Here is a 24365-nt window from a genome sequence, read left to right as displayed (position 1 = left end):
AAGCGAAGTTTAGTCGATAAACCACAGCTTTCTGCCGCCAACCTATACAGCCTTATCAAGCCTGAAAACCTGATAGGCGTGGTCGCCAGTAAAACGGATCAGTATCCTAGCACCCTCTCGCCCGCCGACGCTAAGACCAAGCGGGCAGCCCAACAGGTTGAAAAACGAATGAATGCTCTAGCCCGCCGCGCTGCTGGCCTGCTGCTCAGCGCAGTCTGCCTGCCCCTTTCGGCCTTGGCGGCCGACCCGCAACCGACCCATGAATTCACCCTCGACAACGGCCTCAAGGTCGTCGTGCGCGAAGACCATCGTGCGCCGGTGGTCGTTTCGCAGATCTGGTACAAGGTCGGCTCCAGCTACGAGACTCCGGGCCAGACCGGTCTGTCCCACGCGCTCGAGCACATGATGTTCAAGGGCAGCGAAAAAGTCGGCCCCGGCGAAGCTTCGCTGATCCTGCGCGACCTCGGCGCCGAAGAGAACGCGTTCACCAGCGACGACTTCACCGCTTATTACCAGGTGCTGGCCCGTGATCGCCTCGGCGTGGCCTTTGAACTGGAAGCCGACCGCATGGCCAATCTGCGCCTGCCGGCCGACGAGTTCGCCAAGGAAATCGAAGTCATCAAGGAAGAGCGCCGCCTGCGCACCGATGACAAGCCGATGTCCAAGGCTTACGAGCGCTACAAGGCCATGGCCTACCCGGCCAGCGGTTACCACACGCCGACCATTGGCTGGATGGCTGACCTCGACCGCATGAAAGTCGAGGAACTGCGCCACTGGTACCAATCCTGGTACGCGCCGAACAACGCCACCCTGGTGGTGGTCGGTGACGTCACTCCGGACGAAGTGAGAACCCTCGCCCAGCGCTATTTCGGCCCGGTCGCCAAACGCGACGTGCCACCGGCGAAAAAACCGCTGGAACTGGCCGAGCCCGGCGAACGCCAGATCACCCTGCGCGTGCAGACCCAACTGCCGAGCCTGATGCTTGGCTTCAACGTGCCGAGCCTTGCTACCGCTGAAGACAAACGCTCGGTCAACGCCTTGCGCCTGATCTCGGCGCTGCTCGACGGCGGCTACAGCGGACGCATCCCGGCGCAACTGGAACGCGGCGAAGAGCTGGTCTCCGGCGGCTCGTCGGACTATGACGCCTACACCCGTGGCGACAGCCTGTTCACCCTGTCGGCCACGCCGAATACGCAGAAGAAAAAGACCATCGCCCAGGCCGAAGCCGGCTTGTGGAAACTGCTTGAGCAACTGAAAACCACCGCGCCGTCTGCCGAAGAGCTGGAACGCGTCCGCGCTCAAGTCATCGCCGGCCTGGTCTACGAGCGTGACTCGATCACCAGCCAGGCCACCGCGATCGGTCAACTGGAAACGGTCGGCCTGTCGTGGAAGCTGATGGACACCGAACTGGCCGATCTGGAGAGCGTGACCCCGCAAGACATCCAGAACGCCGCGAAAAAGTATTTCACCCGCGAACGTCTCAGCGTCGCCCACGTCCTGCCTTTGGAGACGACTCATGAGTGAGCGCAAAACCCCACGCCTGATGCTGCTTGGCCTGATTGCTGTCGCGGTGATCGGCTCGGCAGCGGTTTATTTGTCGCCAAGCGCTGACAGCAAGGCCAGCGAAGCACTGGATAACGCCAAGTCCAGCCAGAAACTGCAATCGCTGGCCGAACTCGACGGCAAGGCCCCGGCCAGCCGCAAGCTCGACGTACAGACCTGGAACACTGCTGAAGGCGCGAAAGTGCTGTTCGTCGAAGCCCATGAGTTGCCGATGTTCGACATGCGCCTGATCTTCGCCGCTGGCAGCAGCCAGGACGGCAACGTCCCCGGCCTCGCCGTGCTGACCAACGCCATGCTCAACGAAGGTATCGCCGGCAAAGACGTCGGTGCGATCGCTCAAGGGTTTGAAGGCCTCGGCGCCGACTTCGGCAACGGTGCGTTCAAGGACATGGCGCTGGCTTCGCTGCGCAGCCTGAGCGCACCTGAGCAGCGTGAACCAGCGTTGAAGCTCTTCGCCGATGTGGTCGGCAAACCGACCTTCCCCGCCGATTCCTTCGCGCGCATCAAGAACCAGCTGCTCGCCGGTTTCGAATACCAGAAACAGAACCCCGGCAAACTTGCCAGTCTGGAGCTGATGAAGCGCCTTTATGGTGATCACCCATACGCGCATTCCAGCGATGGCAATGCCCAAAGCGTGCCGAAGATCACTGTCACGCAATTGCGCGAGTTCCATGCCAAGGCCTACGCCGCAGGCAACGCTGTGATTGCACTGGTCGGCGACCTGTCGCGAGCCGAAGCCGAGGCGATCGCCAATCAGGTCTCTTCTGCCCTGCCGAAAGGTCCGGCACTGGCGAAAATCGCCGCACCTCAGGAACCGAAGGCCAGCGTCAACCACATCGAGTTTCCGTCGAAACAGACCAACCTGATGCTCGCGCAACTGGGTATCGATCGCGATGATCCGGATTACGCCGCGCTGTCGCTGGGCAATCAGATCCTCGGCGGCGGTGGTTTCGGTACGCGCCTGATGAGCGAAGTGCGCGAGAAGCGCGGCCTGACCTACGGCGTGTATTCGGCGTTCAGCCCGATGCAGGCCCGTGGCCCGTTCATGATCAATCTGCAGACCCGCGCCGAGATGAGCGAAGGCACCCTGAAACTGGTGCAGGACGTGCTCGCCGACTACCTGAAAACCGGGCCGACGCAGAAAGAACTCGACGATGCCAAGCGCGAACTGGCCGGCAGCTTCCCGCTGTCCACCGCGAGCAACGCCGACATCGTTGGCCAATTGGGCGCGATGGGCTTCTATAATCTGCCACTGAGCTATCTCGACGATTTCATGCGTCAGTCGCAGAGCCTGACCGTAGAGCAAGTCCGCGCTGCGCTGAACAAACACCTGAGCACGGAGAAAATGGTCATCGTCACCGCTGGCCCGACCGTGCCGCAAAAGCCGTTACCGGCCCCATCTGATAAACCTGCCGAGCAACCGCTCGGGGTTCCGGAGCATTAATGGCCACTCGAGCACCGAAAAAACCTGTGCAAAACGTGCACAACGGCGTCAATCAGCTGCGCATCATTGGCGGCCAGTGGCGCAGCCGCAAGCTGAGCTTCCCCGACGCACCAGGCCTGCGCCCGACCCCGGATCGCGTGCGTGAAACCTTGTTCAACTGGCTCGCGCCGTATGTCGAAGGGGCGAAAGTGCTCGACCCGTTCGCCGGCAGCGGCGCGCTGTTTCTCGAAGCCCTGTCCCGTGGCGCGGCCACGGCCCAGGCGCTGGACGCCAGCAACGTTGCGGTTTCCAGTCTGAAGGAACACCTCGGCACCTTGCGTTGCAGCAACGGCCAGGTGCAAACCGCCGACGCGCTGCGCTACCTGGAAACCCAGACCGCGACGCCGTTCGACCTGGTGTTCCTCGACCCGCCGTTCAACCAGAACCTGTTGCCAGCGGTTTGTACCTTGCTGGAAGAGCGCCAATGGCTGGCGGCCGATTCGTGGATCTACACTGAAAGCGAAACAGCGCCATCGACGCTGGGCCTGCCGGGCACCTGGCGCCTGCATCGTGAACAGAAATCCGGTCGGGTTTTTTACGCGCTGTGGCAGCGCACGGCGGACATCGCCGGCTGACAAGGTCGCAAGCAACCTGCGGCGAGGTGGCGAGCTTCCTCGCCACAAGCCCATCGAGAATCATCGTGCCCCCTTCGCCAGAACGCTTCATCCCCGCCTTCGGCCTCGGCAATCCGCATCTGCAAACCCTGTGGGGGCCGCTGTGGCGCAAGACCGTGCACATCGAGCGCGAACGCGAACGCCTGTGGCTCGAGGACGGCGACTTCCTCGACCTTGACTGGCACGGCCCGCACAGCGCCGAGGCGCCGTTGGTACTGGTACTGCACGGTTTGACCGGCTCTTCCAATTCGCCCTATGTGGCGGGCATTCAAAAGGCCTTGGCCGAGCAGGGCTGGGCCAGCGTCGCGCTGAACTGGCGCGGTTGTTCCGGCGAGCCGAATCTGTTGCCGCGCAGCTACCACTCCGGCGCCAGCGAAGACCTTGCCGAAGCCATCCAGCACCTGCGCGCGAAACGACCGTTGGCGCCGTTGTACGCGGTCGGCTATTCGCTGGGCGGTAATGTGCTGCTCAAGCATCTGGGTGAAACCGGCAGCAACAGCGGTGTGCTCGGCGCGGTGGCGGTGTCGGTACCGTTCCGTCTCGATCAATGTGCCGATCGCATTGGCCAAGGATTTTCGCGGGTGTATCAGGCGCACTTCATGCGAGAGATGGTCGCCTACATCAGGAACAAGCAGCGTCAGTTCCAGCATGACGGGCGCGAAGATGGCCTGGCGAAACTGGCCGCGCTCGGCTCGCTGGAGAACATGCGTACGTTTTGGGATTTCGACGGCCGGGTTACCGCGCCGCTGCATGGCTTCAATGATGCCGAGGATTATTACCGCCGCGCCTCGAGCCGCTATTACCTCGGCGAGATCCGCACGCCGACGCTGATCATTCAGGCGGCGGACGATCCGTTCGTATTTCCCCACAGCCTGCCGCAAGCCGACGAGTTGTCAGCCTGCACCCGGTTCGAATTGCAGGCGCGTGGCGGTCATGTCGGTTTTGTCGACGGCTCGGTGCGCCGGCCCGGGTATTACCTGGAGCGGCGTATCCCGCAATGGCTGGCCGCACTCGGCCAATGAGCGCCGCATAACCCTTGCAGGAGTGAGCCTGCTCGCGATCGCGGTGTGTCAGTCTGGAAATTCAATGCCTGACAGGACGCCTTCGCGAGCAGGCTCGCTCCCACATGGGATCAGCGATGTTATTCGCCGGTGGCAATGCCGCGCGACGGTTCGTTGATCCATTCGCTCCACGATCCGGCATACAGCGCCCCCAGCGGATAGCCAGCCAGGCACAGTGCAAACAGGTTGTGACACGCCGTCACCCCGGACCCGCAGTAGGCGACCAGTTCCGACGGTGAGCGATCACCCAGTTTCGCGGCAAAGCGCTGCTTGAGCTGCTCGGCCGGCAAAAACCGTCCATCACTGCCGAGGTTGTCGGTGAACGCCGCGCACTGCGCGCCGGGAATGTGTCCGGCGACCGGATCGATCGGTTCCACTTCGCCCTTGAAGCGCGGCAAGGCGCGGGCGTCGAGCAGGGTCAGGGTTGGCTGGCCGAGGCGCTGCTGCAATTGTTCGGCGCTGAGCAACAGGCTCATGTCCGGCTGACCACTGAAGCTGCCCGGCGTCACGCTCGGTGGATCCAGGCTCAGCGGCAGGCCGGCGGCGTGCCAGGCTTTGAGCCCGCCATCGAGAATGAATACGCCGTCGCGCTTGCCCAGCCAAGCCAGCAACCACCACGCCCGCGCCGCGTATGCACCCGGGCCGTCGTCGTACAAAACCACATCGCTGTCGTTGCTGATGCCCCAGGCTTGCAGGCGTTCGATCAGCGCCGCCGGCTCGGGCAACGGATGACGCCCGGTCACGCCCTTCTCGACTTTACCGCTCAGATCCCGCTCCAGATCGGCGAAACTCGCCCCGGCAATGTGCCCTTCGGCGTAGCTGCGCTGGCCGTAATCCGGATCTTCGAGGGCAAAACGACAATCAAGAATCACCAGCCCCGGCTGCTCTTTGCGAGCGTCCAGTGCTTGTGGGCTGATCAACTGCGCAATCGACATAACGGGCTCCTGTGGAATTCGGCTGAACGGTTTATTTCACGTCTTCAAGGGCCTGCGCCAGCGGCACGTAGAACTCGTCGAACAGTGCGTTGACTTCATCCCGCGCCTGATCGGTAACAAACCCTGCTTCCAGCACCAGCACCTGATACACGCCACGCTTCACGGCCTGTTCGCTGAGGTGGTTGGAGTTTTCCCGGGTGGTGCACAGAAAACGCACCCACGAGGTCAGGATGATCCACGCATTGAGGGTCAGCGATTCGATCTGCACGCGATCCATTTTCAGAATGCCGGCGGCGACAAAACCTTCGTAGATTGCGGCCCCCTGGATCACGCAGCGCTGGGAGAAACGCCGATAACGCGCGGCCAGTTCCGCATCGCTGTCGAGCAGATGCTCAAGGTCACGATGCAGGAAACGGTAGCGCCACATGGCCGAGAGCAGTTCCTTGAGATAGAAACGCTTGTCCTCGACGGTCGCCGGGCGACCCTGGGGCGGGCGCAAAAAGCTGTCCACCAGGGCTTCGTACTCACTGAACAACACGGCGATGATCGCCTGCTTGTTGGGGAAGTGGTAGTACAGGTTGCCCGGAGAAATCTCCATGTGCGCGGCGATGTGGTTGGTGCTGACGCTGCGCTCGCCCTGCTGATTGAACAGCTCCAGGCTGTTCTGAACGATGCGCTCGCTGGTTTTTATTCGTGGGGCCATGGCTTGAGCTTTAATTCAGAGTGCGTAGACGGCGCATCTTACGACCTAACCGGAAATGGATAAAACACTGACGTGCGCGGAAGTCGTTTGACTTTCTAGAGCTTAGACTCTAAAAAGTGCCCACTACAATAAAATCCGGAGCCCGCGATGACTGCCGACATTGCCTACCTGCAAACGCTGCAACAGCCTCTTGAAACCCTTGATCTGCAGTTCCAGGCACAACGGGCCGCGTACGCCGCCAACCCGATGCCACCGGCCGCACAGCGGCAACAATGGCTCAAGGCTTTGCGCGATCTGCTCAGCGCTGAGCGGCAGGCATTGATCGACGCGATCAGCGCCGATTTCAGTCACCGCAGCGCCGACGAAACCCTGCTCGCCGAGCTGATGCCGAGCCTGCACGGCATTCACTACGCCAGTCGTCACCTGAAAAACTGGATGAAGCCCTCGCGGCGCAAGGTAGGCATGGCGTTCCAGCCTGCTTCGGCGAAGGTGGTTTATCAGCCGCTGGGCGTGGTCGGCGTGATCGTGCCGTGGAACTACCCGCTGTATCTGGCCGTGGGGCCGATGGTCGGCGCCCTGGCTGCCGGCAATCGGGTGATGCTCAAGCTCAGCGAATCGACCCCGGCTACCGGCCTGCTGCTCAAAGAACTGCTGGCGCGGATCTTTCCCGAAGACCTGGTTTGCGTGGTGCTGGGCGAAGCGGATGTCGGCGTGGCGTTCTCGCGTCTGCCTTTCGATCATCTGCTGTTCACCGGCTCCACCAGCGTCGGCAAGCACGTCATGCGCGCTGCCGCGGAAAACCTCACGCCGGTCACCCTGGAACTGGGCGGCAAGTCGCCGGCCATCGTCTCCAGAGACGTACCGCTCAAGGACGCCGCCGAACGCATCGCCTTCGGCAAGACCCTGAACGCCGGGCAGACCTGCGTCGCGCCTGACTATGTGCTGGTGCCGGAAGACCGCGTCGGCGCTTTCGTTGAGGCCTATCGCCAGGCTGTGAAAGGCTTCTACCCGACCCTGGCCGACAACGCCGACTACACCGCGATCATCAACGAACGCCAGTTGGCCCGGCTGAACGGTTACGTCAGCGACGCGACCAGCAAGGGCGCGCTGCTGATCCCGCTGTTCGAACAAGGCCAGGGCCGACGCATGCCGCACAGCGTGCTGCTCAATGTCAGCGATGAGATGACCGTGATGCAGGACGAGATTTTCGGCCCGTTGCTGCCGATCGTGCCTTATCGCGATCTGGAGCAGGCATTCGCTTACATCAATCAGCGGCCTCGTCCTCTGGCTCTTTACTACTTTGGCTACGACAAACGCGAGCAGCATCGCGTACTGCACGAGACCCATTCCGGCGGTGTGTGCCTGAACGACACCTTGTTGCATGTGGCTCAGGACGATATGCCCTTCGGTGGCATCGGTCCCTCGGGCATGGGCCATTACCACGGCCACGAAGGTTTCCTGACCTTCAGCAAGGCCAAGGGCGTGCTGATCAAGCAGCGCTTCAACGCGGCCCGGCTGATCTACCCGCCCTACGGCAGATCGATTCAGAAACTGATTCAGAAGCTGTTCATTCGCTAAACGTTCGTCGACGCCGGGTAATAACAACAATGCACCCAAGCCTGACCGAAACACCCGCCCTGTCGCGCCGTGGCCTGCTGAAATTCAGCCTCGGCGCCACCGCGTTTCTCGCCACCGCCGGCCTTGGCGCCAGCCTCACTGGCTGCTCGTCGAGCGTCAGCGCCAACGGCTTTGTGGTTTTGCGCGACGGCGACCTACTGTTCCTGCGCGCGCTGATCCCGGTGATGCTCGACGGCGCCGTCGCCGCCGGGGAAATGCCCGCAGCGGTCGACGGCACGCTGAAGTCGCTGGACTACAGCCTCGATCACGTGTCGCCGGAAATGCTCAAGCTCACTCGGCAACTGTTCGATGTGCTCGGCATGGCCGTGACCCGTGGCCCGCTCACCGGCATCTGGGGCAGTTGGGAAAACGCCAGCGCTGAAGCGATGCGGCATTTCCTCGAACGCTGGGAGAACAGTTCATTGAGCTTGCTGCGCATGGGCCATAGCTCATTGCAGCAGATGGTGATGATGGCCTGGTACACCCGCGCCGAGTCCTGGGCGCATTGCGGTTATCCCGGGCCGCCTAAGGTCTGAAACCCGGGCGCGGCCTTCGCGAGCAGGCTCGCTCCCACATTTGAAATGCATTCCCCTGTGGGAGCGAGCCTGCTCGCGAAGGGGCCAGCCGCCACACACACCCGCATCCAGAATAATAAAGAGAACCTGACCGATGCCCGTACCCGATCCCTTCCGCGAAGGCCTCGCCCGAGGCTGGAAAACCTACAACGGCGCGCAACTGAGCGACGACCTCACCCTCGAAGCCGACGTGGCGATCATCGGCAGTGGCGCCGGCGGCGGCACCACAGCGGAGATCCTCAGCGCGGCCGGTTATAAAGTCCTTTTGATCGAAGAAGGCCCGCTGAAGACCAGTTCGGATTTCAAACTGCTCGAAGACGAGGCCTACAGCAGCCTCTACCAGGAAGGCATCGGGCGCATGAGCAAGGACGGCGCGATCACGATCCTGCAGGGCCGCGCGGTCGGCGGTACGACGCTGATCAACTGGACCTCGAGTTTCCGCACGCCCGAACCGACCCTCGAACACTGGGCCAGCGAGCACAACGTCAAAGGCCATAGTCCGGCAGAGATGGCGCCGTGGTTCGAAAAAATGGAGCAGCGCCTCGGGGTCGCGCCGTGGATGGTGCCGCCCAATGCCAACAACGATGTGATCCGCAAAGGCTGCGAGCAACTCGGCTACAGCTGGCACGTGATCCCGCGCAACGTTCGCGGTTGCTGGAATCTCGGCTATTGCGGCATGGGCTGCCCGAGCAACGCCAAGCAATCGATGATGGTCACGACCATCCCGGCGACGCTGGAAAAGGGCGGCGAGCTGCTGTATCTGGCGCGGGTGGAGAAGCTGCTGATCAGCGGCGACAAGGTTACCGGGCTGCATTGCGTGGCGATGGACCAACGCTGCGTCGAGCCGACCGGGCGCAGCATCACCGTCAAGGCGCGGCATTACGTGCTGGCCGGCGGCGGCATCAACAGCCCGGCGCTGTTGCTGCGCTCTGACGCACCGGATCCGCATGAGCGCATCGGCAAGCGCACCTTTCTGCACCCGGTGAACATGTCCGCCGCGCGATTCGCCGAGGTGGTCAATCCGTTTTACGGCGCGCCGCAGTCGATCTATTCCGACCATTTTCAGTGGAAGGACGGCACCACCGGGCCGATGGCGTTCAAACTTGAAGTGCCACCGCTGCACCCGGCGCTGGCTGCCACACTGCTCGGTGGTTTCGGCAAGGAAAACGCCCAGCATATGGCCGACCTGCCGCACACCCACGCGATGCTGGCGCTGCTGCGCGATGGCTTCCACCCGGACAGCAGCGGTGGCTCGGTGGAGCTGCGCGGTGATGGCTCGCCGGTGCTCGACTATCAGGTTTCGCAATACGCCTGGGACGGTTTGCGCCGGGCCTTTCACGTCATGGCCGAAATCCAGTTCGCCGGCGGCGCGCAATCGGTGATGCCGATGCACGCCGACGGCCGCTATGTGAAGACACTGGCCGAGGCGCGCTCAATGATCGATGGACTGAGCCTGGAGCTGTACCGCACGCGACTCGGCAGCGCCCATGTGATGGGTGGTTGTGCGATGGGTGAAGATCCGCAAAGCGCGGTCGCTGACAGCCTCGGCCGCCATCATCAACTGCGCAATCTGTCGATTCACGACGGCTCGCTGTTCCCCACCAGCATCGGCGCCAACCCGCAGCTGTCGGTGTATGGCCTGACCGCGCAACTGGCGACAGCCTTGGCTGACCGACTGAAAAATCCATGAAAAAGCAGATTATTCCCATCGTCTATAGTGCTTTCTTACCCAACAGGCGACTTGGCCGACCGGGAATGCTGCGATACCATCCGACTCCCCAACGGACTCCCGCCAGGACGACGCGATGAACCGAGTGTTGTACCCAGGTACCTTCGACCCTATTACCAAGGGCCATGGCGATCTGGTCGAACGCGCCTCGCGCCTGTTCGATCACGTGATCATTGCGGTCGCCGCCAGCCCGAAAAAGAACCCGCTGTTCCCGCTGGAACAACGGGTCGAACTGGCTCGCGAGGTCACCAAACACCTGCCTAACGTGGAAGTGGTCGGTTTCTCGACGCTGCTCGCGCATTTCGCCAAAGAGCAGAACGCCAATGTGTTCCTGCGTGGTCTGCGCGCGGTGTCGGACTTCGAATACGAATTCCAGCTGGCCAACATGAACCGCCAACTGGCGCCGGATGTGGAGAGCCTGTTTCTCACGCCGTCGGAGCGTTATTCGTTCATTTCCTCGACGCTGGTGCGGGAGATTGCCGCGCTGGGCGGCGATATCAGCAAGTTCGTCCACCCGGCCGTGGCCGACGCGCTGACCCTGCGCTTTAAAAAGTAGGAGCTGCCGCAGGCTGCGATCTTTGCTTTTGAAGATTGCAGTCTCGTGCCCTTGATCGCCCCCGCGTGCACTGCGCTCGCCAATGCGGCACAATTGCGCGCATTGATTTATAGCGCCCGGGCCTGCCGCCCCGGCTGGAGTTAGCATGTCCCTGATCATCACCGACGATTGCATCAACTGCGACGTCTGCGAACCCGAGTGCCCGAACGCCGCCATTTCCCAAGGCGAAGAGATCTACGTGATCGACCCGAACCTGTGCACCCAGTGCGTCGGCCACTACGACGAGCCGCAGTGCCAGCAGGTCTGCCCGGTGGATTGCATTCCACTGGACGAAGCCCATCCGGAAACTGAAGAACAGTTGATGGAGAAGTACCGCAAGATCACCGGCAAGGCCTGATCACATCAGCGCCAGTACCGAAGCCATCGCGGGCAAGCCCGCTCCCACAGAGTCTGTGGTGAAACACAAATTTGTGTGAACACCAAAACCCATGTGGGAGCGAGCCTGCTCGCGAATGGGCCATCAGCCACACCACTGAAACCCGATCAGCTCACTCGCGCTGCTCAAACCCCTCCCCTGTACACCCCAGACACCGCACAAACGCCGCTTTCGCCGGGTCTACCACCAGCGCCTGACCGGCATCGCCGACCCCGCCGCCGAGCGCGGTAAACGGCAACGACACCACAAACGCTCCCGCACCGATCACCGTGGCCACCACCAGCAAGGGCCGGGCAATCAGCAGGTCGCCAAGCATGGCGTAGGCCGGGGGATTCTGGATGGTGTATCGCGGGTCACCGCTGCCGTTTTCCGAGGCCTGAACAGCCAGGCTGGAACACAACAGCAGCGTGACGAAGAAGACTTGCAGGACTTTCATGGCACGATCCTTCGGGCTGAGCAGTGAGACTTCTCACTATAGACCCAAGGATTTTTCAGGTCTGGCAGCGCGGGCAAAACACGCTGGCGCGCTGGCCCAGCTTCACTTCGCGCAGGCCGGTGCCGCAGACCTTGCAATGCTGACCACCGCGGCCGTAGACAAACAGTTCCTGCTGGAAGTATCCCGGCTGACCGTCTCCGCCAATGAAGTCGCGCAACGTTGTGCCGCCACGCTCGATGGCGGCGGCGAGGATGCGCTTGATCTCGATTGCCAGTTTCAAGTAACGCCCGCGGGAGATGCCCCCGGCTTCGCGGCGCGGGTCGATGCCGGCGGCGAACAGCGCTTCGGTCGCGTAGATATTGCCGACCCCGACCACCACCGCGTTGTCCATGATGAACGGCTTGACCGCCATCGAGCGCCCGCGTGACAGCTGGAACAGGCGCTCGCCATCGAACAGATCGGTCAGTGGCTCCGGCCCGAGGCGAATCAGCAATTCGTGATTGAGCGGGTCGTTGCTCCACAGCATCGCGCCGAACCGTCGCGGGTCGGTGTAGCGCAGGGCCAGACCCGATTCCAGCTCGATGTCGACGTGCTCGTGCTTCAACGCCGGCAACCCGGCCTCGACCAGACGCAGATTGCCGGACATGCCCAAATGGCTGATCAGCGTGCCGATCTCGGCGTTGATCAACAGGTATTTGGCGCGCCGCTCGACCAGCACGATGCGCTGCCCGGACAGGCGCACATCAAGGTCTTCGGGGATCGGCCAGCGCAGGCGCCGGTCGCGGACGATGACCCGGCTGACCCGCTGGCCTTCCAGGTGCGGGGCGATCCCGCGACGGGTGGTTTCGACTTCCGGCAGTTCAGGCATGGTGTCCTCGGATCAATGCGCGCCGAGGTCGCGAATCGTTTGTTTGAGTGTTTCGAAGTCGTAGTCCGACAGACCGACGTAATCGAGCACCAGCGGGCCGACCGCGCTCCACTCGAAATCCTCGCTCTGGTTGCCCAGCACGCGATAAGAGGCGCAGATGTGCTCGGCCATTTTCAGAATCGCCAGCAAATTCTTCAGTTGGCTGTTCTTCGACGATTCGTCGCTGAAAATCGCCAGCGCGTTGTGGTGGTTGGCAATGGCGGCGCTGACATGCTCCGGCAGGCGCCAGGACTTGGCGGTGTAGTAACCGACCACAGCGTGGTTGGTGTTGAACACACGGTTTTCCGTATCGACCACGCGGCATTCCGGGCTGGCGCTGGCGTAGGCCTCTTCCAGCACGGTCATGTAATTGGGGAAACGCTGCAGCATCAATGGCACGCCGCAATCGTGGAACAGGCCCAACGCATAGGCTTCGTCACCGGCCTGGGTGCCGATGCGCTTGGCCAGGGTCAGGCAGGTCATCGCCACATCCTGCGCGGTGTCCCAGAAACGGTTGAGGGTGACGATGGTGTCGTCGTTCATCTCGCCCTTGATCGACTGCGCGTTGATCAGGTTGATGATCGAGCGGCTGCCCAACAGGTTTACCGCACGCTGGATCGAGGTGATCTTGTTGCTCAGGCCGTAATACGGCGAGTTGACGATTTTCAGCAGCGCGCCGGACAGACCGGGGTCCTGGGAGATCAGTTTGGCGATCACCTCCAGGTCCGGGTCGGGCATGTACTGCTCCATTTGCAGATCCACCATGATCTGCGGTTGCGCCGGCACACTGATGCCTTGCAGCGATTGTTGAATCTGTTCGGTGGTCAGCTCTTGGGACATAAGTACACACTCCGGGGCAGGCGGCGATTCTAACCGCTGAAACGGCAGGGCGACACACCGATGGGCACATCGTCGGAACTTTCATCTGTGCCCAAGCTTCGGAATCTGTAGGGCGCATCGGACCTCATAGGTCCGCTGCGAAGGCAAAATCTCCACAGACTCAGGAGCTTACCGATGGCAACTTCCCTCAATGGCAAACGCGTCGCTATTTTGGTTACCGATGGTTTCGAACAGGTCGAAATGACCGGCCCCAAGGATGCCCTGGAGCAGGCCGGCGTGCAGGTCGATATCCTCTCGGCCGAGGCCGGCACCGTCAAAGGCTGGAACCATGACAAACCGGCCGACGACTTCCCCGTCACCAACACTTTCCAGGCTGTGAGCGTCGATCAATACGATGCCGTGCTGCTGCCGGGCGGTGTGCAGAATTCCGACACCATCCGTATCGATCAGGATGCTCAGCATCTGGTCAAGACTGCCGCTTCGGCGGGCAAGCCGATTGCCGTGATCTGCCACGGCAGCTGGCTGCTGATCTCGGCAGGACTGGTCAATGGCAAGACCATGACCAGCTACAAGACGGTCAAGGACGATCTCATCAATGCCGGGGTCAACTGGGTCGACCAGGAAGTGGTCAAGGACGGCAACCTGATCAGCAGCCGCCAGCCGGATGATGTGCCGGCGTTCAGTCAGGCCCTGATTGACGCACTGGCTGCATAAGAGCTGAAATCGCTTTCGCGAGCAGGCTCGCTCCCACAGGTGAATGCATTCCAAGTGTGGGAGCGAGCCTGCTCGCGAAGGGGCCATCCGCTTTTCATCGCAGGCCAGACCGGAGCACGCGTCAACACGCTATACTCCCGCTCTTTTTTCCGGAGCGACGTCATGTCCCTGCCTAGCCTGCGCCTCAAAGCCAACGCCGACCGTCGCCTGCGCAACGGCCACTTGTGGGTCTACAGCAACGAAATCGACGTGGCCGCCACGCCTCTGCACGGCTTCAAGGCCGGCGATCAGGCGGTGCTCGAAGCCGCTGGCGGCAAGCCGTTGGGCATCGTCGCCATGAGCCCGAACAATCTGATCTGCGCGCGTCTGCTGTCACGCGACATCAAACTGGCACTCGACAAGTCGCTGCTGGTGCATCGCCTGAATGTCGCACTGTCGTTGCGCGAGCGTCTGTTCGACAAGCCGTTCTATCGTCTGGTCTACGGCGACTCCGACCTGCTGCCGGGTCTGGTGGTCGATCGCTTCGGCGACATCCTCGTGGTGCAGATCGCCTCGGCGACCATGGAAGCGCATAAAGACGACGTGATCGCCGCGTTGACCCAGGTGCTCAAGCCAAGCGGCATCCTGTTCAAGAACGATTCCGCCGCCCGCGACGCCGAAGGCCTCAACCGCTACGTCGAAACCGTATTCGGTCTGGTGCCGGAATGGGTCGCGCTGGAAGAGAACGGTGTGAAGTTCGAAGCGCCGGTCATTCAAGGGCAGAAAACCGGCTGGTTCTACGATCACCGCATGAACCGCGCGCGCCTGGCACCTTACGCCAAGGGCAAACGCGTACTTGATCTCTATAGCTACATCGGTGGCTGGGGCGTGCAGGCCGCTGCGTTCGGCGCCAGCGAAGTGTTCTGCGTCGACGCCTCTGCATTCGCCCTCGACGGTGTCGAGCGCAACGCTGCACTGAACGGCTTCGCTGACAAGATGACCTGCATCGAAGGCGACGTCTTCGAAGCGTTGAAGGAACTCAAAGCCAGCGAAGAGCGCTTCGACGTGATCGTTGCCGATCCGCCGGCCTTCATCAAACGCAAGAAAGACATGAAGAACGGCGAAGGCGCCTACCGTCGTCTCAACGAGCAAGCCATGCGCCTGCTGACCAAGGACGGCATTCTGGTCAGCGCTTCGTGCTCCATGCACCTGCCGGAAGACGATCTGCAGAACATCCTGCTGACCAGCGCCCGTCATCTGGACCGCAACATCCAGATGCTCGAACGTGGCGGTCAGGGTCCGGATCATCCGGTGCATCCGGCCATCGCTGAAACCCGCTACATCAAAAGCATCACCTGCCGTCTGCTGCCCAACAGCTGATTGCGCTTGAACACCGGGGAGCCACTGAGCTCCCCGTTTTTTTGCGCCCCCCCGCCCGTTTTTTTCACACTCGACATGAGTGCCTTGCTCTCTTCCTACAACTTCTTTCTCGCCGCCTTGCAGGAAGTTTCGTCATGCCTGTAAAACATGGAAATTAAACCTACACAGTAAGTCTCCTGCAAAAGATCACTCCGACAAAATTACTGGAATATTCCTACCTAATATCCGCTTGCCAATATTCGATTACAAACTAATATGAAGTTGTCGCAACGAAGCGACTCCAACTACCAACGAACAAGGAGTTCACATCATGAAAACCATTTATCTCGAAACAGACAAACTCGCCAACCTGGCCTTTCTGGTTGCAGCCACCGGCCGCTAAGTAGCCTGGACGCTGGAGAGTGCCGGCACTCTGGCGTCCATCAGACTTTTCCTGAGTGATCTGAACCCATGTATATCAATCCTTTTCTTTTTATATTGCCGCGCCCGCCCGGACAAGTAGTCTGGAACTACAAGAACCATACTCAACACGAACTTGATCTTGAATACTCCCACCGCCTCGCCAGCCTTATACACAACCCTGATATATTTGACCCGAACAACGTAATAGACAGACAACTTCTGGATGCAGGCATTCTAACAACTTCAAAAATAGACACCCCGGATTGGGGCTGGGATGAACTATCGAAGATTTATCACATCGGCACACAAAATATACCTTGCGCACATACGCCTCGGAATATTCACGAGTGGTCCAGGCAATATCTGGCGCACTGCAGCGAAGTGCTGGCGAAGCCGGAACCTGCGAACACCCCGGCGCCGCGATCAGTGCAGCCCTTGATTACCCTGCCCGTACCGGGCGCCATTAATGATGACAGCCTGACTCAGGCCCTGATGAGGCGCAAAACCTGTCGTTCCTACACCGGTGCGGCGGTGACACTGAACGAGGTCGGCACGCTGCTGTATCTGACCCTCGGCTATCTTCCCCCGCGCGAAGATGCCCACGCCGATCCGGTCGCGCCGGGTCTCGAGGCCCGCCGGAGCTGCCCGTCCGGCGGCGGATTGAACGCCTGTGAGGGATTTGTCCTGGCGCAAAATGTCAGCGGGCTGGAACCTGGCATCTACGCCTACCACCCTGCCGAGCACGCTCTGAGTCGGATCAATGCGCTGCCGGATCCGGAACTGGGCCAATTGCTCGGCGGCCAGCACTTCATCAACAACCTGCCGCTGGGCGTGTTCATCACCGCCAGGTTTGATCGTCTCTGGTGGAAGTACGAACACTCGCGCGCCTATCGCATGGCATTCATCGAGGCCGGTCATCTATCGCAAACCTTTCAACTGGTAGCAACAACGCTGGGGCTGAACACCTGGCTGACCGGCGCATTTGCCGACGCACAGGTTGAAACCCTGCTCGGCATCGCGGGCAGCGCCGAGCAACCGCTGTTCTTTGTCGGTTGCGGCGAAAGCGATGGTCACGCCATGTGCCAGGAAATGCGTGATCTGCTCAGCGGAGCACAGTCATGATTCCCACGGCGATGGACGAGAGCGAAGCCCCGGTGTCATGGTCGCTGAAATTCACGCTTCCAGACTGGGAGAGCCGTGCATCGGTACGCAGCAGTACCCATGACTACCGGTTACCGGGCGATGTCGAGCAGCAATTGCAAACCCGCTACTGGTTCCCCCCGGCCTTCGTGCCCTATCTGGCGCATCCGGCCATCCAGGCCAAAGGGCGCGAAACCCTGCACCGCCTTACCGCCAATCATCTGGTGTATTTCCTCGACTACACCACCCTGCTCGAACACCGCATCGTCAACCGCGCCGTGGAAGTCATCGCGCACCGCGAACTGCCCATCTACATACCGCTGCCGATGAAACATGCGGCACTGCAGCTGTATACCGACGAGGGCTACCACGCGCTGTTTTCCAACCAGATTGCCGAGCAGATCGCTGCGTATTACAGCATCACCCGGCGTCCGGTCATTCCGAAGCGGATCAGCCGCATGAACGCCTTGATCGCGCGCACGCCGGAGAAAAACCGCGCTCTGGCCTGGTTCCTGCTGGGATTTGTCTCGGAAACGATCATTGCCCGCGAGTTGCTGGAGGTCTGTCGCGACACGCTGGTGTCCAGCGTGAACGACATGCTGCGTGATCACCTTGCCGACGAAGCCCGGCACAGCCGTTATTTCGCCGAAGCCTTCCATTACTTCTGGATTGCGATGAACAGTCGTCAGCGCCTGTTCGCCAGCAAGACCCTCGTGGAGATCATTTCCATTTTCTTCGAAGCAGATGAAAGCTGGCTGCAACAAAGCCTGCGTTCGGCCGGTATTGCCGAGATCGACGTGATGGAGATTGTCGGCAGCACGGTAACGGTGCAGGCCAACCGCGCTCGTGCACGCGCTGGCTGCAAGCCTACTGTGGAGGCTCTGCACAAGGCCGGCTTCTTTGCATTGCCCCATAACCAGACACTCTTCGCCAAAGCAGGATTGATCGATGGATAAACACAGCCGTGCAACCACCCGCCGACAACAGCGCGGAGCAATCAGCCTGTTGTTGGCGATGATCCTGCTTGGCGTGTTTCCGCTGGATGTGCTGCTGCCTTCCTTTCCGGCATTGGCAGCCCACTTTGGCCGATCGTCAAACGACATCGCGCTGTCGATCAGTCTGTTTGCCGTGGGCATCGCATTTGCCCAGTTATTGATCGGCCCGTTGTCCGATGTGATCGGGCGCAAAGGTCTGCTGCTTGCCGGCATGAGCGTGTCGCTGCTCGGCGCACTGGGCTGTGTGCTGAGCAATGACTACACGCTGTTCCTGATTTTCCGGGTGATGCAGGCGCTGGGATGCGGTTGCTTCGTGTTGTCCCAGGCACTGGTGCAGGATCTGTTCGAAGGCAACGAGCGTGATCGCCTGCGGATCCTGATGGTCACCGCCACGGGCATCTTCATTTCGGTATCACCATTGGCGGGCACGTTTCTGCAGGCCACGCTCGGCTGGCGCGGCAGCTTCTGGGTGTTCATCGCCCTGGCCGCCGTGGTTCTGGTGAAGACGTGGCGGCTGCTCGATAACAGCCGGCCCGTTCAGAATGGGCCACACGGGGGTTTCATAAAGCCCTACAGATTGGTGCTGAGCAATTTCGAATTCGTCGGCTGCTGGCTGATTTCCGCCTTCGCTTTCGCCTGCCACTTTTCCTTCATTGTCATTTCCCCGCTGATCTTCATGGAGCAGCTGCAGATGGCACCTTACGATTTCGCCTTGATCCTGCTGATCTACGGCGCCGCCTATGTCTTTGGCGGCCTGTTCGCCAGCGTGCTGAATCGGCATATCAATGCGCAACAGCAGATTTTCACCGGGCTGAGCCTGATCCTGCTCTCGGGGCTGGTGATGCTCTATCTGGCGGCCAATCATGATCTGTCAGCGGCGACGGTGCTGGTTCCGATGCTGATCTGCACGGTGGGCACGACCATTTCAAGACCACCGGCTACCTCCCGCGCCATGAGCCTGTTTGCCGAAAATGCCGGCGCATCGGCGTCCGCCGGCAGCACCATCATCTTTATCTGTGGCGGGCTGGTCAGCGCCTTGATCAGCCTCGGCCCGGCCAACCTGCAAGCGACGCTGGGTTACGGCTTCGTGGTGTTGAGCGGCGTATCGCTGTTGCTCAACAGCGTGATTGGCCGTCGCGTCAGCAACCTGCGCAACAATCCGGTGATGCCGGGAGGCGACCACTGATCCTGCCAGTCGTCATCCCGCGTGCCTCTTCGGCGGGGGAACAACGCTTTGCGCCATTCCCTCGCGACGCCAGCGGTGTAGAATCGCCTCATTCATCGCCATTCATCCCCGGCGGGTTTATGAGCTCAGGCTGAGACCAGCGGCGATCCCGCAACGTCATCGGCAGCTTCCGGACACACGGCCATTTTTCGGGTGTTTCAGAGGTCAACAGAAGCTCACTCCCCTTTAGTACGTGATTAGCCGCCCGGAGTGCTCCATGCCAGATTACCGCTCGAAAACATCCACCCACGGCCGCAACATGGCCGGCGCCCGCGCACTGTGGCGCGCCACCGGCATGAAAGATGACGACTTCAAGAAGCCGATCATTGCCATCGCCAACTCGTTCACCCAGTTCGTCCCGGGGCATGTGCACCTGAAGGACCTGGGTCAACTGGTCGCCCGCGAAATCGAACGCGCCGGTGGCGTGGCCAAGGAATTCAACACCATTGCTGTCGATGACGGCATCGCCATGGGCCACGACGGCATGCTGTATTCGCTGCCGAGCCGCGAGATCATCGCCGACTCCGTCGAGTACATGGTCAACGCCCACTGCGCCGACGCCATCGTGTGCATTTCCAACTGCGACAAGATCACCCCGGGCATGCTGATGGCCGCGCTGCGCCTGAACATCCCGGTGATCTTCGTTTCCGGCGGTCCGATGGAAGCGGGCAAGACCAAACTCGCCTCCCACGGCCTCGACCTCGTCGATGCCATGGTGATCGCCGCCGACTCCAGCGCTTCTGACGAGAAAGTCGCCGAGTACGAGCGTAGCGCCTGTCCGACCTGTGGTTCGTGCTCCGGCATGTTCACCGCCAACTCGATGAACTGCCTGACCGAAGCACTGGGTCTGGCCTTGCCGGGCAACGGTTCGACCCTGGCCACCCACAGCGACCGCGAACAGCTGTTCCTCCAGGCCGGTCGCACCATCGTCGAGCTGTGCAAGCGTTACTACGGCGAGAACGATGACTCCGTGCTGCCGCGCAACATCGCCAACTTCAAGGCGTTCGAGAACGCGATGATGCTCGACATCGCCATGGGCGGTTCGACCAACACCATCCTGCACTTGCTCGCAGCTGCCCAGGAAGCCGAGATCGATTTCGACCTGCGTGACATCGACCGTCTCTCGCGCAGCGTGCCGCAGCTGTGCAAAGTTGCACCGAACATCCAGAAGTACCACATGGAAGACGTGCACCGCGCCGGCGGCATTTTCAGCATCCTCGGTTCGCTGGCCCGTGGCGGCCTGCTGCACACCGACCTGCCGACCGTGCACAGCCGCAGCATGGAAGAAGCCATCGCCAAGTGGGACATCACCCAGACCAGCGACGAAGCCGTGCATCACTTCTTCAAGGCAGGCCCTGCGGGCATTCCGACCCAGACCGCGTTCAGCCAGTCGACCCGTTGGGAAACCCTCGACGACGACCGTGAAAACGGCTGCATCCGCAGCTTCGAGCATGCCTATTCGAAAGAGGGCGGCCTCGCCGTGCTGTACGGCAACATCGCGCAGGACGGTTGCGTGGTGAAAACCGCCGGGGTTGATGAGTCGATCCACGTCTTCGAAGGCAACGCGAAGATTTTCGAAAGCCAGGACAGCGCCGTGCGCGGCATCCTCGCCGACGAAGTGAAGGAAGGCGACATCGTCATCATTCGCTACGAAGGCCCGAAAGGCGGCCCGGGCATGCAGGAAATGCTCTACCCGACGTCCTACCTGAAATCCAAAGGTCTGGGCAAAGCCTGCGCGCTGCTCACCGACGGGCGTTTCTCCGGCGGCACTTCCGGCCTGTCCATTGGTCACGCTTCGCCAGAAGCTGCGGCCGGCGGCGCGATTGGTCTGGTGCAGGATGGCGACAAGGTGCTGATCGACATTCCGAACCGCTCGATCAACCTGTTGGTCAGCGACGAAGAACTGGCGGCACGCCGCGCCGAGCAGGACAAGAAAGGCTGGAAACCGGTTGAAGTGCGCCCACGCAAAGTAACCACCGCGCTCAAGGCCTACGCCCTGCTGGCGACCAGTGCAGATAAAGGCGCGGTGCGTAACAAAGCGATGCTCGACGGGATTTGAGGCAGCTACAGCTGCAAGCTGCAAGCTGCAAGCTGCAAGCTGCAAGCTGAAAGCTGCAAGCTGCAAGCTGAAAGCTGCAAGCTGAAAGCTGCAAGCAAAGGTGATCGTTCCCACGCTCTGCGTGGGAACGCCTCAAGGGACGCTCCGCGTCCAGTGACGCGGAGCGTCACGGCTGCATTCCCACGCAGAGCGTGGGAACGATCAGATAAGCGCCAAGCTGCAAGCAAGAGCCGCCTTGCTTTTTCTTGCAGCTTGTAGCTTGCCGCTATCAGCTGCTTTTATTGGATTTCTTCCGGCTTGACGATCACCCAGTTCTTGTCCGCTGTCACCGGCAAGCCTTCCTTGGCCTGCGCCGCTGCGTGTTTGGCCATCATGCCGTTGATTTGCGTCATGTACTTGTCCTTGCGGTTGATCCACAAGTGAATGCCGCCCTTGGCCACATCGACATCGTGGAACAGCATGTAACCGTCGCTGGTCGGGGTATCGCCGCCGACCAGTACCGGTTTTTTCCATTCATCGATGTAGGTGAGGATCGCCGCGTGCTTGCCGGCCATCCAGGTTGCCGGGGTCCACAGGTACGGCGTCAGCTCCAGGCCGAGGTTGGCCTTCTCGTCATATTTGCCGGCAGTGATCTGTTTGCGCGCAGTGGTCAGCTCGCCGGTCTTCTGATCCTTGAGCAGCAGTGAAACGCCAATGACGTTCTGCGGTTTGACGTTGTAGCCATACTTGGGATCCGCCGCGACCATACGCACCAGTTCCTCTGAAGCGGCGGTCATCACGTAAACCTCGATGCCGTTCTCCATCAGCTTGTTATACAGCTCCTGCTGGCCAGTGAAGATCTTCGGCGGATTGACGTCGAGCTTCTTCACCACATCGCCTTCGTAATACGTCGCCGGCACCGGTTTGCCCGAAGCCATCAACTCATCAACGTAGCCCTTGAGCTCCTTGAGGGTGAAGCCGGAGAACACCTGCGCCACCCATGGGTAGCAGACCATGTCGTCGACTTCGCAGAGCCGGTAGTAATAACTGAACAGACTTTCCTTGTGCTCGGCGGTGTCCTTGAAGGGCATCAGTTTCAACGAGGGGTCGAGCTTGTCGCGGGTAATAAGGCCCTTGTTTTCCATGAACGGCAGCAAGGATTCTTCGAGGTCGTAGCGGTAACTGGTGTTGTCCATGTCGAACACCGCGTAATTACCCTTGTTGGCGTTGGCAGCGATCATCGCGTCCAGCGCCTTGGCCTGATCTGCCGGCCAATGCTTGAGGTCCGTGGCCAATGCCTGGCCGGCGAGGCCAGCCGCCAGTGCCACAGCCAACAACGTGCGTGCAATTTTCATAGCGCTACTCCCCGATGCAAAGAGTTCGACGCTAACAAATCAGTGTGACAACCCTCGCCTGTCAGCGACCGCTTGCGTCCCCTGCGCGTCAGTTGCATTGCCGACAGCGACACGCGCTTATTCCAAAAACGACGGACGCCCTGCCATTTCGGTATTAAATCATTGCAAATCAAGCTGTTAGGCTTTCCGGTTCGCAGCAGCCCCGGACGGCTGTTGGCACAGTCTTTACTGGAGTTCTCATGAATCTACCGTTGATTCTCAACCTGCTGGTGTTCCTCGCCTTGCTCTTCGGTCTGGCGCAAACCCGCCACACCACTTGGAGCCTGGCGAAAAAAGTCCTGCTTGCACTGGTCCTCGGCGTGGCGTTCGGCGTTGCGCTGCACACGATTTACGGTGCCGGCAACCCGGTGCTGAAAGCCTCGATCGGCTGGTTCGATCTGGTCGGCAACGGTTACGTGCAGTTGCTGCAAATGATCGTGATCCCGCTGGTGTTTGCTTCGATCCTCAGCGCCGTCGCCCGCCTGCACAACGCTTCGTCGCTGGGCAAAATCAGTTTCCTGACCATCGGCACGCTGCTGTTCACCACCGCCATCGCGGCGTTGATCGGCATCGGCCTGACCAACCTGTTCGGCCTTACCGCTGAAGGTCTGGTCGCCGGCACTCAGGAAATGGCGCGCCTGCAAACCATTCAGAACGACTACGCCGGCAAGGTCGCCGACCTCAATGTGCCGCAACTGCTGCTGTCGTTCATTCCGCAGAACCCGTTCGCCGACCTGGCCCGGGCCAAGCCGACCTCGATCATCAGTGTGGTGATCTTCGCCGCATTCCTCGGGGTCGCCGCGCTGCAACTGCTCAAGGACGACGTCGAGAAAGGTCAGAAAGTGATCAACGCCATCGACACCCTGCAAGCCTGGGTGATGCGTCTGGTGCGTCTGGTGATGAAGCTGACCCCGTACGGCGTGCTGGCGCTGATGACCAAAGTGGTCGCCGGTTCCAACCTGCAGGACATCATCAAGCTCGGCAGTTTTGTCGTGGTCTCGTATATCGGCCTGGGCCTGATGTTCGTTGTGCACGGCGTGCTGGTGTCGGCCGCCGGGATCAACCCGCTGCGCTTCTTCCGCAAGATCTGGCCGGTGCTGACGTTTGCTTTCACCAGTCGCTCCAGCGCGGCGACCATTCCGCTGAGCATCGAAGCGCAGACCCGTCGTCTGGGTATTCCGTCGTCGGTCGCCAGTTTCGCTGCCTCGTTCGGCGCAACGATTGGCCAGAACGGTTGCGCCGGTCTCTATCCGGCAATGTTGGCAGTGATGGTGGCACCAACGGTCGGCATCAACCCGCTGGATCCGCTTTGGATCGCGACGCTGGTGGCGATTGTCACGTTGAGTTCGGCCGGTGTCGCCGGAGTTGGCGGCGGCGCAACGTTCGCCGCATTGATCGTACTACCGGCGATGGGCTTGCCGGTGTCACTGGTGGCCCTGCTGATTTCGGTCGAGCCGCTGATCGATATGGGCCGCACCGCGTTGAACGTGAGTGGCTCGATTACCGCCGGGGCGATTACCAGTCAGGTCATGCAGCAGACGGATAAAGCGCTGCTGGATGCCGATGAGCACGCGCAGCTAGTCAGCTGAAGCTGCAAGCTGCAAGCTGCAAGCTGCAAGCTGCAAGCTGCAAGCTGCAAGCTG

General features: G+C 61.0%; 22 protein-coding genes. 16 read left to right on the top strand and 6 right to left on the bottom strand.

Annotated elements, in window-relative coordinates:
* The first annotated feature begins 168 nt into the window (after positions 1-168).
* From D8U60_RS01675 to D8U60_RS01660, 4 genes are all read left to right on the top strand, one after another.
* Entirely contained in the window at positions 169-1524 is a 1356-nt protein-coding gene (locus D8U60_RS01675; protein WP_130899344.1) for a pitrilysin family protein, read from the top strand.
* Positions 1517-3007, top strand: a complete 1491-nt coding sequence (locus tag D8U60_RS01670) for a pitrilysin family protein (RefSeq protein ID WP_130899343.1) — start codon at positions 1517-1519, stop codon at positions 3005-3007. Before D8U60_RS01675 ends, D8U60_RS01670 begins: the two co-directional genes overlap by 8 nt.
* The gene (gene rsmD, locus D8U60_RS01665; RefSeq protein ID WP_130899342.1) at positions 3007-3621 is read left to right on the top strand and encodes a 16S rRNA (guanine(966)-N(2))-methyltransferase RsmD; all 615 of its coding nucleotides are present in this window, start codon (positions 3007-3009) and stop codon (positions 3619-3621) included. Before D8U60_RS01670 ends, rsmD begins: the two co-directional genes overlap by 1 nt.
* Positions 3622-3686: 65 nt before the next feature.
* Complete coding sequence (locus tag D8U60_RS01660) at positions 3687-4682, top strand: hydrolase (RefSeq protein WP_122698594.1); 996 nt, start codon at positions 3687-3689, stop codon at positions 4680-4682.
* A 119-nt stretch (positions 4683-4801) separates the two neighbouring features.
* On the opposite strand, the gene D8U60_RS01650 is transcribed toward D8U60_RS01660, so the two are convergent.
* Both D8U60_RS01650 and D8U60_RS01645 read right to left on the bottom strand, forming a co-directional pair.
* The gene (locus D8U60_RS01650; RefSeq protein ID WP_123441745.1) at positions 4802-5656 is read right to left on the bottom strand and encodes a sulfurtransferase; all 855 of its coding nucleotides are present in this window, start codon (positions 5654-5656) and stop codon (positions 4802-4804) included.
* Between the two features lie 31 nt (positions 5657-5687).
* Positions 5688-6359 carry a TetR/AcrR family transcriptional regulator gene (locus D8U60_RS01645; protein ID WP_016772708.1) on the bottom strand — a complete coding sequence of 224 codons (672 nt, stop codon included), beginning with the start codon at positions 6357-6359 and terminating at the stop codon, positions 5688-5690.
* Between the two features lie 147 nt (positions 6360-6506).
* Here D8U60_RS01645 and D8U60_RS01640 point away from each other — a divergent pair, with 147 nt between their 5' ends.
* The 5 genes from D8U60_RS01640 (at position 6507) to D8U60_RS01620 (ending at position 11233) form a co-directional block, all read left to right on the top strand.
* Positions 6507-7937, top strand: coding sequence for a coniferyl aldehyde dehydrogenase (locus D8U60_RS01640; RefSeq protein ID WP_130899341.1), 1431 nt, complete (start codon positions 6507-6509; stop codon positions 7935-7937).
* Between the two features lie 29 nt (positions 7938-7966).
* The gene (locus D8U60_RS01635) at positions 7967-8512 is read left to right on the top strand and encodes a twin-arginine translocation pathway signal protein (RefSeq protein WP_130899340.1); all 546 of its coding nucleotides are present in this window, start codon (positions 7967-7969) and stop codon (positions 8510-8512) included.
* A gap of 133 nt (positions 8513-8645) precedes the next feature.
* Positions 8646-10241: a GMC family oxidoreductase gene (locus tag D8U60_RS01630; RefSeq protein WP_130899339.1), complete on the top strand. Its 1596-nt coding sequence runs from the start codon at positions 8646-8648 to the stop codon at positions 10239-10241.
* Positions 10242-10356: 115 nt separating this feature from the next.
* Positions 10357-10836 (top strand): pantetheine-phosphate adenylyltransferase, encoded by a 480-nt coding sequence (coaD, locus tag D8U60_RS01625; protein ID WP_003229157.1) that lies wholly within the window; start codon positions 10357-10359, stop codon positions 10834-10836.
* A 145-nt stretch (positions 10837-10981) separates the two neighbouring features.
* Positions 10982-11233: a YfhL family 4Fe-4S dicluster ferredoxin gene (locus tag D8U60_RS01620; RefSeq protein WP_003195146.1), complete on the top strand. Its 252-nt coding sequence runs from the start codon at positions 10982-10984 to the stop codon at positions 11231-11233.
* Positions 11234-11384: 151 nt separating this feature from the next.
* Here the strand turns inward: D8U60_RS01620 and D8U60_RS01615 are convergent, their stop codons facing one another.
* Genes D8U60_RS01615 through D8U60_RS01605 form a run of 3 tightly spaced genes read right to left on the bottom strand, consistent with a single transcriptional unit; the run spans position 11385 to position 13401 of the window.
* On the bottom strand, positions 11385-11708 hold the full coding sequence (locus D8U60_RS01615) for a multidrug transporter (RefSeq protein WP_073471021.1): 324 nt from the start codon (positions 11706-11708) through the stop codon (positions 11385-11387).
* Positions 11709-11763: 55 nt separating this feature from the next.
* On the bottom strand, positions 11764-12576 hold the full coding sequence (gene mutM / locus D8U60_RS01610) for a bifunctional DNA-formamidopyrimidine glycosylase/DNA-(apurinic or apyrimidinic site) lyase (RefSeq protein WP_016772703.1): 813 nt from the start codon (positions 12574-12576) through the stop codon (positions 11764-11766).
* A gap of 12 nt (positions 12577-12588) precedes the next feature.
* Entirely contained in the window at positions 12589-13401 is an 813-nt protein-coding gene (locus D8U60_RS01605) for an HDOD domain-containing protein (protein ID WP_160769650.1), read from the bottom strand.
* 228 nt (positions 13402-13629) lie between these two features.
* Here D8U60_RS01605 and D8U60_RS01600 point away from each other — a divergent pair, with 228 nt between their 5' ends.
* The 6 genes from D8U60_RS01600 (at position 13630) to ilvD (ending at position 21349) form a co-directional block, all read left to right on the top strand.
* Complete coding sequence (locus tag D8U60_RS01600; protein ID WP_130899338.1) at positions 13630-14169, top strand: type 1 glutamine amidotransferase domain-containing protein; 540 nt, start codon at positions 13630-13632, stop codon at positions 14167-14169.
* Between the two features lie 162 nt (positions 14170-14331).
* The gene (locus tag D8U60_RS01595) at positions 14332-15528 is read left to right on the top strand and encodes a class I SAM-dependent rRNA methyltransferase (protein ID WP_016772700.1); all 1197 of its coding nucleotides are present in this window, start codon (positions 14332-14334) and stop codon (positions 15526-15528) included.
* Positions 15529-15978: 450 nt separating this feature from the next.
* Positions 15979-17052, top strand: coding sequence for a SagB family peptide dehydrogenase (locus D8U60_RS01590; RefSeq protein ID WP_130899337.1), 1074 nt, complete (start codon positions 15979-15981; stop codon positions 17050-17052).
* Positions 17049-18026 (top strand): diiron oxygenase, encoded by a 978-nt coding sequence (locus tag D8U60_RS01585; protein ID WP_071172201.1) that lies wholly within the window; start codon positions 17049-17051, stop codon positions 18024-18026. The genes D8U60_RS01590 and D8U60_RS01585 overlap by 4 nt, the downstream gene beginning before the upstream one ends.
* On the top strand, positions 18019-19251 hold the full coding sequence (locus tag D8U60_RS01580) for an MFS transporter (RefSeq protein ID WP_130899336.1): 1233 nt from the start codon (positions 18019-18021) through the stop codon (positions 19249-19251). The genes D8U60_RS01585 and D8U60_RS01580 overlap by 8 nt, the downstream gene beginning before the upstream one ends.
* A 256-nt stretch (positions 19252-19507) precedes the next feature.
* Positions 19508-21349 (top strand): dihydroxy-acid dehydratase, encoded by a 1842-nt coding sequence (ilvD, locus tag D8U60_RS01575; protein WP_016772696.1) that lies wholly within the window; start codon positions 19508-19510, stop codon positions 21347-21349.
* 278 nt (positions 21350-21627) lie between these two features.
* Here the strand turns inward: ilvD and D8U60_RS01565 are convergent, their stop codons facing one another.
* On the bottom strand, positions 21628-22683 hold the full coding sequence (locus D8U60_RS01565) for a phosphorylcholine phosphatase (RefSeq protein ID WP_024014685.1): 1056 nt from the start codon (positions 22681-22683) through the stop codon (positions 21628-21630).
* 239 nt (positions 22684-22922) lie between these two features.
* On the opposite strand from D8U60_RS01565, the gene D8U60_RS01560 reads away from it, so the two are divergent.
* Positions 22923-24311 (top strand): L-cystine transporter, encoded by a 1389-nt coding sequence (locus D8U60_RS01560; RefSeq protein WP_041476842.1) that lies wholly within the window; start codon positions 22923-22925, stop codon positions 24309-24311.
* The last annotated feature ends 54 nt before the right edge of the window (positions 24312-24365 follow it).

Origin of the sequence: Pseudomonas sp. Sample_11 (assembly GCF_004307505.1) — a bacterium.
Lineage (GTDB): Bacteria > Pseudomonadota > Gammaproteobacteria > Pseudomonadales > Pseudomonadaceae > Aquipseudomonas > Aquipseudomonas atacamensis.
Note: the sequence above shows the minus strand (reverse complement) of the source record. Positions and strands in the feature narration are given on the sequence as shown.

What these genes read in the sequence shown, in the direction of transcription:
- ilvD (WP_016772696.1), top strand. Translation starts at nt 19,508, where the DNA reads ATGCCAGATTACCGCTCGAAAACATCCACCCACGGCCGCAACATGGCC.
- rsmD (WP_130899342.1), top strand. Translation starts at nt 3,007, where the DNA reads ATGGCCACTCGAGCACCGAAAAAACCTGTGCAAAACGTGCACAACGGC.
- D8U60_RS01600 (WP_130899338.1), top strand. Translation starts at nt 13,630, where the DNA reads ATGGCAACTTCCCTCAATGGCAAACGCGTCGCTATTTTGGTTACCGAT.
- D8U60_RS01635 (WP_130899340.1), top strand. Translation starts at nt 7,967, where the DNA reads ATGCACCCAAGCCTGACCGAAACACCCGCCCTGTCGCGCCGTGGCCTG.
- D8U60_RS01650 (WP_123441745.1), bottom strand. Translation starts at nt 5,656, where the DNA reads ATGTCGATTGCGCAGTTGATCAGCCCACAAGCACTGGACGCTCGCAAA.
- D8U60_RS01565 (WP_024014685.1), bottom strand. Translation starts at nt 22,683, where the DNA reads ATGAAAATTGCACGCACGTTGTTGGCTGTGGCACTGGCGGCTGGCCTC.
- D8U60_RS01640 (WP_130899341.1), top strand. Translation starts at nt 6,507, where the DNA reads ATGACTGCCGACATTGCCTACCTGCAAACGCTGCAACAGCCTCTTGAA.
- D8U60_RS01585 (WP_071172201.1), top strand. Translation starts at nt 17,049, where the DNA reads ATGATTCCCACGGCGATGGACGAGAGCGAAGCCCCGGTGTCATGGTCG.
- D8U60_RS01645 (WP_016772708.1), bottom strand. Translation starts at nt 6,359, where the DNA reads ATGGCCCCACGAATAAAAACCAGCGAGCGCATCGTTCAGAACAGCCTG.
- D8U60_RS01670 (WP_130899343.1), top strand. Translation starts at nt 1,517, where the DNA reads ATGAGTGAGCGCAAAACCCCACGCCTGATGCTGCTTGGCCTGATTGCT.
- D8U60_RS01620 (WP_003195146.1), top strand. Translation starts at nt 10,982, where the DNA reads ATGTCCCTGATCATCACCGACGATTGCATCAACTGCGACGTCTGCGAA.
- D8U60_RS01580 (WP_130899336.1), top strand. Translation starts at nt 18,019, where the DNA reads ATGGATAAACACAGCCGTGCAACCACCCGCCGACAACAGCGCGGAGCA.
- D8U60_RS01615 (WP_073471021.1), bottom strand. Translation starts at nt 11,708, where the DNA reads ATGAAAGTCCTGCAAGTCTTCTTCGTCACGCTGCTGTTGTGTTCCAGC.
- D8U60_RS01590 (WP_130899337.1), top strand. Translation starts at nt 15,979, where the DNA reads ATGTATATCAATCCTTTTCTTTTTATATTGCCGCGCCCGCCCGGACAA.
- mutM (WP_016772703.1), bottom strand. Translation starts at nt 12,576, where the DNA reads ATGCCTGAACTGCCGGAAGTCGAAACCACCCGTCGCGGGATCGCCCCG.
- D8U60_RS01595 (WP_016772700.1), top strand. Translation starts at nt 14,332, where the DNA reads ATGTCCCTGCCTAGCCTGCGCCTCAAAGCCAACGCCGACCGTCGCCTG.
- D8U60_RS01560 (WP_041476842.1), top strand. Translation starts at nt 22,923, where the DNA reads ATGAATCTACCGTTGATTCTCAACCTGCTGGTGTTCCTCGCCTTGCTC.
- coaD (WP_003229157.1), top strand. Translation starts at nt 10,357, where the DNA reads ATGAACCGAGTGTTGTACCCAGGTACCTTCGACCCTATTACCAAGGGC.
- D8U60_RS01630 (WP_130899339.1), top strand. Translation starts at nt 8,646, where the DNA reads ATGCCCGTACCCGATCCCTTCCGCGAAGGCCTCGCCCGAGGCTGGAAA.
- D8U60_RS01675 (WP_130899344.1), top strand. Translation starts at nt 169, where the DNA reads ATGAATGCTCTAGCCCGCCGCGCTGCTGGCCTGCTGCTCAGCGCAGTC.